Origin of the sequence: Pseudomonas sp. GZD-209 (assembly GCF_049310485.1) — a bacterium.
Lineage (GTDB): Bacteria > Pseudomonadota > Gammaproteobacteria > Pseudomonadales > Pseudomonadaceae > Aquipseudomonas > Aquipseudomonas sichuanensis.
The window spans coordinates 1-11905 of sequence record NZ_JBMOWQ010000057.1 but is presented as its reverse complement, the minus strand read 5'-3'; the positions used below and the strand labels follow the sequence as shown (position 1 = coordinate 11905).

Annotated in this window: 9 protein-coding genes; 4 read left to right on the top strand and 5 right to left on the bottom strand. The window is 65.5% G+C overall.

Going from position 1 to position 11905, the window contains the following annotated elements; translation table 11 throughout:
- Positions 1 to 66 precede the first annotated feature (66 nt).
- The 5 genes from relA to ACO6VM_RS08830 all read right to left on the bottom strand — a co-directional run bounded on the left by relA (position 67) and on the right by ACO6VM_RS08830 (position 6887).
- Positions 67 to 2307, bottom strand: coding sequence for a GTP diphosphokinase (relA, locus tag ACO6VM_RS08850; protein WP_347150592.1), 2241 nt, complete (start codon positions 2305 to 2307; stop codon positions 67 to 69).
- 99 nt (positions 2308 to 2406) lie between these two features.
- The gene (gene rlmD / locus ACO6VM_RS08845) at positions 2407 to 3765 is read right to left on the bottom strand and encodes a 23S rRNA (uracil(1939)-C(5))-methyltransferase RlmD (RefSeq protein ID WP_422403141.1); all 1359 of its coding nucleotides are present in this window, start codon (positions 3763 to 3765) and stop codon (positions 2407 to 2409) included.
- Complete coding sequence (cysM, locus tag ACO6VM_RS08840; protein WP_110993024.1) at positions 3765 to 4664, bottom strand: cysteine synthase CysM; 900 nt, start codon at positions 4662 to 4664, stop codon at positions 3765 to 3767. Before cysM ends, rlmD begins: the two co-directional genes overlap by 1 nt.
- Before the next feature lie 94 nt (positions 4665 to 4758).
- On the bottom strand, positions 4759 to 6168 hold the full coding sequence (locus ACO6VM_RS08835; protein WP_422403140.1) for a histidine kinase sensor domain-containing protein: 1410 nt from the start codon (positions 6166 to 6168) through the stop codon (positions 4759 to 4761).
- Positions 6169 to 6170: 2 nt separating this feature from the next.
- Complete coding sequence (locus tag ACO6VM_RS08830) at positions 6171 to 6887, bottom strand: response regulator transcription factor (RefSeq protein WP_401059503.1); 717 nt, start codon at positions 6885 to 6887, stop codon at positions 6171 to 6173.
- 232 nt (positions 6888 to 7119) lie between these two features.
- Between ACO6VM_RS08830 and ACO6VM_RS08825 the strand changes: the two genes are divergently transcribed.
- The 4 genes from ACO6VM_RS08825 to ACO6VM_RS08810 all read left to right on the top strand — a co-directional run bounded on the left by ACO6VM_RS08825 (position 7120) and on the right by ACO6VM_RS08810 (position 11836).
- Positions 7120 to 9876, top strand: a complete 2757-nt coding sequence (locus ACO6VM_RS08825; protein WP_401059501.1) for a response regulator — start codon at positions 7120 to 7122, stop codon at positions 9874 to 9876.
- Positions 9877 to 9975: 99 nt separating this feature from the next.
- A complete protein-coding gene (locus ACO6VM_RS08820; protein WP_422403139.1) occupies positions 9976 to 10965 on the top strand; it encodes a 2-hydroxyacid dehydrogenase in 990 nt (329 codons plus the stop codon).
- Between the two features lie 31 nt (positions 10966 to 10996).
- Positions 10997 to 11431, top strand: coding sequence for a hypothetical protein (locus tag ACO6VM_RS08815; RefSeq protein ID WP_401059497.1), 435 nt, complete (start codon positions 10997 to 10999; stop codon positions 11429 to 11431).
- Entirely contained in the window at positions 11432 to 11836 is a 405-nt protein-coding gene (locus ACO6VM_RS08810; protein ID WP_110993018.1) for an META domain-containing protein, read from the top strand.
- Positions 11837 to 11905: the final 69 nt, after the last annotated feature.

Sequence of the window (11905 nt, the reverse complement as noted above, 5' to 3'; positions counted from 1 at the left end):
CTAGGGGGGCGGAAACCCAACCCACACCGCGGTTGGGGGTACCTCTCCCCCCCCGCGATGGCTGTCTCAAGGGGTACGGTTACGCCGCGTCTCGATGATGTTCGGCAACTGCGAGATCCTCCCGAGCAGGCGCCCGAGGGCATCCAGGCCAGGGATCTCGATGGTCAGCGACATCAAGGCGGTGTTGTCTTCCTTGTTCGAGCGGGTGTTGACCGCCAGCACGTTGATCTTCTCGTTGAGCAGCACCTGCGACACGTCGCGCAGCAGCCCCGGGCGGTCGTAGGCACGGATGACGATGTCGACCGGGTAGGTCTGCACCGGGATCGGCCCCCAACTGACCTGGATGATCCGCTCCGGCTCCTTGCCCGCCAGTTGCAGCACCGAGGCGCAGTCCTGGCGGTGAATGCTCACGCCGCGGCCCTGGGTGATGTAGCCGACGATGGCATCGCCCGGCAGCGGCTGGCAGCAGCCGGCCATCTGCGTGAGCAGGTTGCCGACGCCCTGGATCTGGATGTCGTTGCGCTTGCCCGCGCGAATGCCCCGGGCCTGGCGCGGCACCAGCTCGACCTGCTCGATACGCTCGGGCTCGAGCAACTGCTGAGCGGCGTTGACCATGTGCGCCAGGCGCAGGTCGCCGGCACCGAGGGCGGCGAACATGTCTTCGGCGGTCTTGACGTTGGCCTTCTCGGCGAGGCGCTCGAAGTCCACCTGCGGCAGCCCCAGGCGGCTCAGCTCGCGCTCGATCAGGGTCTTGCCGGCAGCGACGTTCTGGTCGCGCGCCTGCAGCTTGAACCAGTGGACGATCTTCGCCCGTGCCCGCGAGGTGGTCACGTAACCGAGGTTGGAGTTCAGCCAGTCACGGCTCGGATTGCCGTGCTTGCTGGTGATGATCTCCACCTGCTCGCCGGTCTGCAGGCTGTAGTTGAGCGGCACGATGCGCCCGTTGATCTTGGCGCCCCGGCAGTTGTGGCCGATCTCGGTGTGCACGCGGTAGGCGAAGTCCAGCGGCGTGGCACCCTTGGGCAGGTCGATGGCATGGCCGTCGGGGGTGAACACGTAGACCCGGTCCGGCTCGATATCGACCCGCAGCTGTTCGGCCAGGCCGCCGATGTCGCCCAGTTCTTCATGCCATTCGAGCACCTGGCGCAGCCAGGAAATCTTCTCTTCGTAGTGGTTGGAGCTGGGCTTGACGTCGGTGCCCTTGTAGCGCCAGTGGGCGCACACCCCAAGCTCGGCTTCTTCGTGCATGGCGTGGGTGCGGATCTGCACTTCCAGCACCTTGCCCTCGGGGCCGATCACCGCGGTGTGCAGCGAGCGGTAGCCGTTTTCCTTGGGGTTGGCGATGTAGTCGTCGAACTCCTTGGGGATGTGCCGCCACAGGGTGTGCACGATGCCCAGCGCGGTGTAGCAATCGCGCACTTCCGGCACCAGCACGCGTACCGCGCGCACGTCGTAGATCTGGCTGAACTCCAGGCCCTTGCGCTGCATCTTGCGCCAGATCGAATAGATGTGTTTCGCCCGGCCGCTGATGTCAGCGTTGACGCCGGTGGCCAGCAGCTCGTTCTGCAGTTGGTTCATCACGTCGCTGATGAAGCGCTCGCGGTCCAGCCGGCGCTCGTGCAGGAGCTTGGCGATCTGCTTGTACTGGTCAGGCTCGAGGTAGCGGAACGAAAGGTCTTCCAGTTCCCACTTGATATGGCCGATGCCCAGCCGGTGGGCCAGCGGTGCATAGATATCGAACACCTCGCGGGCCACCCGCAGGCGCTTTTCATCATCGGCGGACTTCACCGCACGAATGGCGCAGGTGCGTTCGGCAAGCTTGATCAGCGCCACCCGCACATCGTCGACCATGGCCACCAGCATCTTGCGCAGGTTCTCGACCTGCGCCTGCGAGCCCAGCACCAGCGACTGGCGCGGGCTGAGGCTGGCACTGATGGCCGCCATGCGCAGCACGCCGTCGATCAGCTTGGACACCACCGGGCCGAAACGCTGGCCAACTTCGGCCACCGTCACCTTGCCTTCGCGCACCGAGCGGTAGATGACCGCCGCCATCAGCGAATCCTGGTCGAGCTTGAGGTCGGCGAGGATTTCGGCGATTTCCAGGCCCGCCTGGAAACTGGACGTGCCATCGGCCCAGGAATGCTTGGCCGGGTTGCCCTTCTTCTCGATTTCCTGGGCGAACTCACAGGCCTCTTTGAGCGACGCGCGATCGAGCTGCGAATCGACGCTCACCACATGATCGAGCCATGCTTCGAGATTGATACTGCCGTCAGTGTTGACCGGCTGGTGCACTCTCACCTGTACCATCTTTGCTTTACCTTTCCATACAGCGCACCACGCGGGTACGCTGGTTATCACCTGTGCCGCCCTCGTTCCCTGAACGCCGCACCAAGAAGACCAGACTCGCTAGCCCACTTCGAATAACGCCATGGCCTCGACATGCGCCGTCTGAGGAAACATGTCGAGAATCCCGGCCCTTTTTAACCGGTACCCCTGCCCGACCAGCACCTGCGCGTCTCGCGCCAGCGTGGCCGGGTTGCACGATACGTAGACCAGCCGTTTCGCGCCGAGCCGAGCGATGCCTTGCACCACCTCGTAAGCCCCGTCGCGCGGTGGATCCAAGAGTACCGCAGAAAAGCCCTCGGCGACCCATCCGGCGCCCGCCAAAGGCTGCGATAAATCGGCCTGAAAAAATCGTGCGTTATGCACATTGTTGCTGCGGGCATTGGCCTCGGCGCGCTCGACCATGGCCTGCACGCCTTCGACTGCCACCACTTCCCGCGCCTGCCGGGCCAACGGCAAGGCGAAGTTGCCCAGGCCACAAAACAGGTCCAGCACCCGCTCATCCGCCTGCGGCGCCAGCCAGGCCAGGGCCTGCTGGATCATCAGGGTGTTGACCTGGGCATTGACCTGCACGAAGTCGCCCGGCCGCCAGGCCAGTTGCAACGCCCAAGGATCCAAGGCAAAACCCAGTTCACTTGCGTCATCCACCGGTGCCGGGTCGCCTTCGCCCTGCAGCCACAACTGGGCGCCGGCCTCGCGGCAGAATGCCTCGAGGCGCGCCAGGTCTTCAGCAGGAAGGGCCGCCACATGGCGCACCAGCACCGCCTCGGCACTGCCGCTGAACAGCTCCACATGCCCCAGTGCCTGCGGCTTGCTCAAGCTGCGCAGTACGGTCGGCAAGTGGCGGAAAATCGATTGCAAGGGTTGTACCAGTACCGGGCACTCGTCGATGGCGACGATGTCCTGGCTGGCCTCGGCGCGGAAGCCCACGTCCAGTTGACGGGCCTTGGCGTCCCAGCGCACGGCCACTCGCGCCCGGCGTCGATAGCCGAACTCAGGCCCGCTCAGGGGCGCGGCCCACTCGTCCGGCTGGATGCCGGCGACACGCTGCAACTGTTCGGCGAGCGTACGCTGCTTGAGCGCCAGCTGGCCGTCATGGGGCAGGTGCTGCAGGTTGCAGCCGCCGCAGCGCTGGTAATGTTTGCACGGTGCTTCGCGACGCTCGGGGCTGGCCTGGAACACGCGCTCAAGGCGCGCCTCGACCACCTTGCCGCGGGCCGCGAGCACCCGCGCTTCGACCTCTTCGCCGCCCAGCGCACCGCTGACGAACCAGGTGCGCCCCTCGACGAAGGCGATGCCGCGGCCATCACCGGCCAGGCGCTCGATCTGCAGGCGTTGCTTCTTGCCCACGGGCACCTGGGTGCCACGGTCACCGCCGGCCGGCTGGAAGCGCAGGCCGCTGTTGCTTTTCTTTCTGGACATCAGTTGGTATCGAACAGGCCGGTGGAAAGGTAACGGTCGCCGCGGTCGCAGATGATGGCAACCATCACCGCGTTCTCGACTTCACGGGACAGGCGCAGCATGGCCGCCACCGCACCACCGGAGGACACGCCACAGAAGATGCCCTCTTCGCGGGCAAGGCGGCGGGTGGTCTCTTCGGCTTCCTGCTGCGACATGTCGACCACGCGGTCGACCCGGGTGGCGTCGAAGATCTTCGGCAGGTATTCCTGGGGCCAGCGGCGGATGCCGGGGATGGCCGAACCTTCCATCGGTTGCAGGCCGATGATCTGCACCGCCGGGTTCTGCTCCTTCAGGTACTGCGAGCAGCCCATGATGGTACCGGTGGTGCCCATGGAACTGACGAAATGGGTGATGGTGCCCTGGGTCTGTTGCCAGATCTCCGGCCCGGTGCTGTTGTAGTGAGCAATCGGGTTGTCGCCGTTGGCGAACTGGTCGAGCACCAGGCCGCGGCCTTCTGCCTGCAGCTTTTCAGCAAGGTCGCGCGCGCCTTCCATGCCCTCTTCCTTGGTCACCAGGATCAACTCGGCGCCATAGGCGGTCATGGCCGCCTTGCGTTCGGCGGTGGAGTTGTCCGGCATGATCAGGATCATCTTGTAACCCTTGATCGCCGCCGCCATGGCCAGGGCAATCCCGGTGTTGCCGGAGGTCGCTTCGATAAGGGTGTCACCGGGCTTGATCTGATTGCGCAGCTCGGCGCGGGTGATCATCGACAACGCCGGGCGGTCCTTGACCGAACCTGCCGGGTTGTTGCCTTCGAGCTTGAGCAAAAGCGTGTTGCTGGTAGCCCCGGCGATGCGCTGCAGGCGAACCAGAGGCGTGTTGCCGACGCAATCGGCGATGGTTGGGTACTGCAGGGTCATGGGCGTTATCGCAATCCGGACGGCAGGGGCGCCTATCATACCGGCAAACCCCGCGCGGCCATATCACGCAATCGTCGGACGCTATAGCTGTCAGCTATAAGCCTGATGACGATCGTGGGGCGTCGCACTCCATGGCAGCAGGCTTGCCCCGCAATGAATCGCAATCGCCCACCGCCAAGCGCATGCAAACCCTCAGCCCACGCTCGCCGTTCTCCGCCCAGACCCTGCCGCCCTGACGCCGGATGGCACTGCGGGCAATGCTCAGCCCCAACCCGAAACCACCATCCCCCGGCCGCGAACCGTCGAGCCGCGAGAACGGCGCGAAGATCCGCTCCAGGTCCTCCTCGGCCACGCCCCCGCCCTCGTCTTCGAGGTCGATGCGCCAGTAACCGCCTTCGCGTTTTCCACTCAGGCGTACATGGCCGTCGATCGGCGAATGACGAATGGCATTGCGCAGGATGTTCTCCAGCGCCTGGGCCAGGTGATTGAGGTTGCCCTGCACCCAGCAGTCGAGCGGCACGTCACAGACCAGGCGCTGTGGCGCCCAGCCACTTTCATAGCAGGCATTTTCACTGAGCATGTCCCACAACACCGGCAACTGGATCGGCTCCAGGTTCATCGGTGCGCGCTCGGCATCCTGCCAAGCCAGTTGCAGGGTGTCCTCGACCAGTTGCTGCATGCCGTCCACCTCGCGGTGCACGCGTTCGCGCAGGCGCTGCAGATCGGTTTCGCCATCGCAGGCCACGCGCAAACGGCTCAACGGGGTGCGCATTTCATGGGAGAGGTCGCGCAACAGCTGCTGCTGCAGCACCACGGTACCCTGCAGGCGCTCGGCCATCTGGTCGAAGGCCCGGGCCAGTTCGCCAAGTTCGTCGCGGCGCTGGATGGTGCGCGAGTCGAGCCGCGTCGTGAGCTGGTCGGCACGCCAGGCGCGGGCTTGCTCGCGCAATTGATTGAGCGGCACGATCAGCATGCGGTACAGGCCGACACACAACAGCAGGGTGAATAACCCAGGAATGATTCCGTTGGTGATCACCCGCCAGAAAAACCGGTACTGGCCCGGGTTGAAGCGCTCGGGCAACTCGATCACCAGCGAGCCCTGGTCAGGTCTGTCGGGAAACGGTAGATGCAGCCAGGGCTGGCCGATGCTTCGTCGGCTCATGGGCCAGTCGACCCCGCGCAAACGGGTCAAGTGCTGAATTTCGGCACTGCCCAGGCTGAAGCTCCCCATCGGCCGGAGGTCACCGTCGAGTACGCCGACCCAACCCTCTTCGCGCGAGTGCATACCCTCCAGCCAACGGTCTACACCCTCCCGTCCACCTTCTTCCCAGGCTTGTTCGGCTTCAGCGGCATAGCCGCGCAATACCTGGCGTGCCGGCTCGGAAAGGAAGGCGTTCTGGGTTTCCATGTGCCGGCCCCAGGTGTAACTCAGGCCGATCATCAACAGGCAGAAACCCACCAGCAGGATGGCCAGCTTCCAGAACAGCGAATGACGATCGAGCACGCTCAGTCCGCCTCGCCCGCGCCAAACAGGTAGCCCTTGCCCCACACCGTGCGGACCTGCCGCTCGTGGTAGCCGATGGCCTTGAGCTTGCGGCGGATCTGGCTGACGTGCATGTCCAGGCTGCGGTCGTGGCGGGCGTAGCCGCGTTGCAGCACTTGCTGATAAAGGAAGGGCTTGCTCAGCACCTCGTCCGGGCTGCGGTGGAGAATGTCGAGCAGGCGGAATTCGCTGGGGGTCAGGCCCGCCCAGGCACCCTCAAAGCTGACATCGCACAGTGGCTCGTCGAAGTGCAGCTGGCCGACGCCCGCCTCATGCGGCACCTTGGCGCGACGTTCGAAGGCCACCCGGCGCAGGATCGCCTCGATCCGCACGCGCAGCTCAGCAAAGCTGAACGGTTTGGGCAGGTAGTCGTCGGCACCGCGCTCGAAGCCACTGATCCGGTCCGCCTCGGCCCCCAGCGCCGACATCAGGATGACCGGCGTGGCGCTGTGCCGACGCAGGCGCGCCAGGGCGTCCAGGCCGTTGAGGCCCGGTAGCAGGATATCCATCAACACCAGGTCGAACACCTGCCGCCCGGCGGCCTCCAGCCCTTCCAGACCGTTGCGGCACCAGGTCACCTGGAAGCCGCCGCGCTGCAACTCTTCATGCAGATAGGCACCCAGGACAGGGTCGTCCTCGATGGCCAGGATACTGGACTCGTGAATAGCTACGGGATTCATTGGCAACTGCCATCAATTCTCAGTTGCGCGATTATTGGCTATACCGTCTTGCCAAGGCAACCGCTGCACGACCGACGCGAACCTTGACGCGGGCCGTGCAAGCGCTCGCAAACCGCAGAGCGGTAAGCCCCCGGCAGACAAAAACCAATACAAATGAGTGCATTGCCACCAAGCCCGGAGTAACGTTCCCGCTGGAGCGCGCTTGCGCGTTGGCACATGACAGGAGACAGGTGTGCTCGATCGTTTGGGAATCCGCAGCCGCGTGCTGCTGCTGGCGCTGCTGCCAGCCAGCCTGATGGCCCTGGTGCTGGGCAGCTACTTCACCTGGCTGCAGCAGAACGAACTGCGCACGCAACTGTTGCAACGCGGCAAGATGATCGCCGAGCAGTTGGCCCCGCTGGCCGCCCCGGCCTTGGCCCGCCCGGCCCCGGAGCAGTTGGAGCGCATCGCCGCCCAGGCGCTGGAGCAGTCCGACGTGCGCGCCGTGGCGTTTCTTGCCGCCGACCGCACGCGCCTGGCACACGCCGGCCCGAGCATGCTCAACCAGCCGCCCAGCGGCGGCACCGGCACACAACTGTTGCAGCGCACCGGCAATGACGCCACCCGCTACCTGATGCCGGTGTTCGGCCATCACCGCGACCTGGCCACCGATGCCGTGCCCAACGAGGCCGAGCGGCTGCTCGGCTGGGTGGAGATCGAGCTGTCCCACGACGGCACCCTGCTGCGCGGCTACCGCAACCTGTTCACCAGCCTGCTGCTGATTTTCGCCTGCCTGAGCCTGACCGCCCTGCTCGCCGTGCGCATGGGCCGCACCATCAACGGCCCGATCAACCGCATCAAGCATGCGGTCAACCAGCTCAAGGACGGCCACCTCGACGCACGCCTGCCGGCCATGGGCAGCCATGAGCTGGACGAGTTGGCTGCGGGTATCAACCGCATGGCCGAAACCCTGCACAGCGCTCACGAAGAGCTGCAGCACAGCATCGACCAGGCCACCGAGGACGTGCGCCAGAACCTGGAAACCATCGAGATCCAGAACATCGAGCTGGACATGGCGCGCAAGGAGGCACTGGAAGCCAGCCGCATCAAGTCCGAGTTCCTCGCCAACATGAGCCATGAAATCCGCACCCCGCTCAATGGCATCCTGGGCTTCACCCATCTGTTGCAGAAAAGCGAGCTGACCCCACGCCAGCTCGATTACCTGGGCACCATCGAAAAGTCCGCCGACAACCTGCTGGGGATCATCAACGAGATCCTCGACTTCTCCAAGATCGAGGCCGGCAAGCTGGTGCTCGACAGCATCCCGTTCAACCTGCGCGACCTGATCCAGGACACCCTGACCATCCTTGCCCCGGCGGCCCACGCCAAGCAGCTGGAGCTGCTCAGCCTGGTGTACCGCGACACGCCCTTGTCACTGGTGGGCGACCCGCTGCGGCTCAAGCAGATCCTGACCAACCTGGTGAGCAACGCGATCAAGTTCACCCGCGAGGGCACCATCGTGGTACGCGCCATGCTCGAAGACGAGCAGGAAGACAGCGTGCAGCTGCGCATCAGCGTGCAGGACACCGGCATCGGCCTTTCGCCGCAGGACGTACGCACCCTGTTCCAGGCCTTCAGCCAGGCCGACAACTCGCTGTCGCGCCAGCCCGGCGGCACCGGCCTGGGGTTGGTGATTTCCAAGCGCCTGATCGAGCAGATGGGCGGTGAGATCGGCGTCGACAGCACCCCGGGCGAAGGCTCGCAGTTCTGGATCAGCCTCAACCTGCCCAGGGCCCACGACGATATCGAGGAGCAACCGCTGCAGGCGCTGTTGGGCCGCCGGGTGGCCATCGTCGACGGCCATGACCTGGCGCGCCAGGCCCTGGAGCATCAGTTGGAAGACTGCGGGCTGTCGGTCTGCCTGTTCACCTCCTACGACCAACTGTTGCAGGCCGTGCACGCGGCCGCGCAAGCCGGGCAGCCATTCGATTTTGCCGTGCTCGGCACCAACCTGGGCAGCCTCTCGCCCGAACAGCTCGGCCACTATCACCAGCAACTCGAACGCCAGGGCTGCCAGTGCGTGGTGCTCTGCCCGACCACCGAGCAGCCGCTCTACCACCCTTACCTGCCCAACGCCCATGGCCAGTTGCTGGCCAAACCGACCTGCACCCGCAAGCTGCGCCGCCTGCTGCTGGAGCTGGTGCAACCGCGCCGCCCACTCGGCGAACAGCGCCATGTCACAGGCGAGCGCATGCCCAAGGTGCTGTGCGTCGACGACAACCCGGCCAACCTGCTGCTGGTGCAGACCCTGCTTGAAGGCATGGGCGCCGAAGTGCTGGCGGTGGACAACGGCTTTGCGGCGGCCCAGGCCGTGCAGGATGAGCCCTTCGATCTGGTGCTGATGGATGTACAGATGCCGGGCATGGACGGGCGAGCCTGCACCGAACAGATCCGCCGCTGGGAAAGCAGCCACAGCGGCCCGGCGCTGCCGATCGTCGCCCTGACCGCGCACGCCATGGCCAATGAAAAGCGCGCCTTGCTGCACAGCGGCATGGACGATTACCTGACCAAGCCGATCAGCGAGCGCCAGTTGGCCCAGGTGGTGATGAAGTGGACCGGCCTGAGCCTGGGTGCCCCGCAACCCGAACGCAGCCCCGAACGCATGCCCGACAGCAGCGAACTGAAGGTGCTCGACCCGGAGGAAGGGCTGCGCCTGGCCGCCGGCAAACCCGACCTGGCGGCGGACATGCTGGCCATGCTGCTGGCCTCGCTGGCGTCTGAACGGGAGGCCATCCTTGCAGCCCGTGAAACAGACGACCACGCCGCCCTGATCGAGCGCGTGCATCGGCTCAACGGCGCCTCGCGCTATTGCGGCGTGCCACAGTTGCGTGCGGCCTGCCAGCGCAGCGAAACCTTGCTCAAGCAGGACAACCCACAGGCCCAGCAGGCGCTGGATGAGCTGGATCGGGCGATTGTGCGCCTCGCGGAACAGGCACAATGCAGCGTGTGATCGAGTATCCCCCGATGGGGCCGCCACAGCCCATACAGATCAATAGACGCCCTGCCCGTCTGGCTAGACTGGCGGCGTAGCCATAAAAGGAATACCGCCATGCGCGCTCTGTTGTTCAGCAGCCAGCACTACGATCAGGAAAGCTTCGACCGTGCCGCCGCTGGCACAGGCCTGGAGCTGCACTACCAGCCGGCGCGCCTGACCCTCGACACGGCGGCCCTGGCCTGCGGTTACGAGGTGGTCTGCGCGTTCATCAACGACGAACTCGACGCCCCGGTGCTGGAGCGCCTGGCGGCTGGCGGCACGCGCCTTATCGCCCTGCGCTCGGCCGGCTACAACCACGTCGACCTGGCGGCGGCGCAGCGCCTGGGGCTGGCGGTGGTGCGGGTGCCCGCCTACTCGCCGCACGCCGTCGCCGAGCATGCCGTGGCCCTGATCCTGGCCCTCAACCGGCGCCTGCACCGCGCCTACAACCGCACCCGCGAAGGTGACTTCACCCTGCATGGCCTGACCGGCTTCGACCTGCACGGCAAGACCGTCGGCGTGGTCGGCACCGGGCAGATCGGGGTGGCGTTCGCCCGCATCATGGCCGGTTTCGGTTGCCAGTTACTGGCCTACGACCCCTACCCCAACCCCGAGCTGCTGGCCCTGGGGGCACGCTACCTGGCGCTGCCCGAGCTGCTGCGCGAAGCCCGCATCATCAGCCTGCACTGCCCGCTGACCGAGCACACCCGGCACCTGATCAACGCCCAAAGCCTGGCCCAGCTGCAACCCGGCGCCATGCTGATCAACACCGGCCGCGGCGCCTTGGTCGACACCCCGGCGCTGATCGATGCGCTCAAAAGCGGCCAGCTCGGCTATCTGGGGCTGGATGTGTATGAAGAAGAGGCGCAACTGTTCTTCGAGGACCGCTCCGACCAGCCCCTGCAGGACGATGTGCTGGCGCGGCTGCTGACCTTCCCCAACGTGATCGTCACCGCGCACCAGGCGTTCCTGACCCGCGAGGCGCTGGATGCCATCGCCGCGACCACCCTGGACAACATCACCCGCTGGGCGGCAGGCAATCCGCAGAACATCGTCGAAGGTTGATGCTAGGATACGCGGCAATTCTGGAGGACCCATGGTCGAACACGATTTCCGCTACACCCTTTTCAACCCGCAACACACCCTGATCGAATGCCGCGCACTGGTGCCGGGCCGTTACCAGGTCACCGGCAACGGCGGCTCGATCCAGAAAAACGACGTGCTGCTGGTCAGCCTCAAGGGCAGCAAGACCCTGTCCATGCGCCTGACCGTGGACACCGTCCGCCACCTGATCAACCCGAGCGGCCAGTGGGTCGCCGTGGCCAAGGGCCCGGTGTTCAACGAACTGGAAATCCACGAATGGCAGGTCAAGTGCGACAGCTGCGACGCCGTGCTGGATTTCGAGTTTGCCGCTGAAGCCAAGCTGGGCAAGAAAGGCCACGCACCGGCCGCCAGCGCCCGCGTGGCGGAGCTGGGCTGGGCCAGCCAGGGCGACAAGCACCTGTGCCCACAGTGTCAGGAGCGCGTTTGAGTGAAACAGCTGTTGAGCGCCGCGCTGATCGCCGGCGGCCTGATGGGTTGTGCAGCGCAGCCTTCGCCCCTGCAGCAGGAGCAGAGCTATGTGCTGGAGTGGATCGGTGAGCGACCGCTGATCGACTACAGCCACCTCACGCTGACCCTGGCCAACGATGGCCGCGCCTACGGCAATGCCGGCTGCAACCACTGGTTCGCGCCGTACACGCTGAACGGCGAGCAACTGAGCTTCGGCAAGGTCGGCAAGACCCGCAAGCTGTGTGCGCCAGCCTTGATGGACCAGGAAAAACGCTTCCTGCAGGCGCTGGAAACGGTGCAGCGCTGGGACGTGTCGCCGATCGAGCAGATCCGCTTCTGGCCGGCTGAAGGCAAGCCGTTGCGCTTCTGGCCTGAAGAAGGCTGAACACATCGCGGGGGGAAAAAAACCCCCACAGGGCTCCCTTGGGGGAGGGGTTGCACCCCACCTTCCCCT

Bases quoted from the DNA above. Each gene is read 5' to 3' on its own strand.
- ACO6VM_RS08830 (WP_401059503.1), bottom strand. From the start codon at position 6,887: ATGAATCCCGTAGCTATTCACGAGTCCAGTATCCTGGCCATCGAGGAC.
- rlmD (WP_422403141.1), bottom strand. From the start codon at position 3,765: ATGTCCAGAAAGAAAAGCAACAGCGGCCTGCGCTTCCAGCCGGCCGGC.
- ACO6VM_RS08815 (WP_401059497.1), top strand. From the start codon at position 10,997: ATGGTCGAACACGATTTCCGCTACACCCTTTTCAACCCGCAACACACC.
- relA (WP_347150592.1), bottom strand. From the start codon at position 2,307: ATGGTACAGGTGAGAGTGCACCAGCCGGTCAACACTGACGGCAGTATC.
- cysM (WP_110993024.1), bottom strand. From the start codon at position 4,664: ATGACCCTGCAGTACCCAACCATCGCCGATTGCGTCGGCAACACGCCT.
- ACO6VM_RS08820 (WP_422403139.1), top strand. From the start codon at position 9,976: ATGCGCGCTCTGTTGTTCAGCAGCCAGCACTACGATCAGGAAAGCTTC.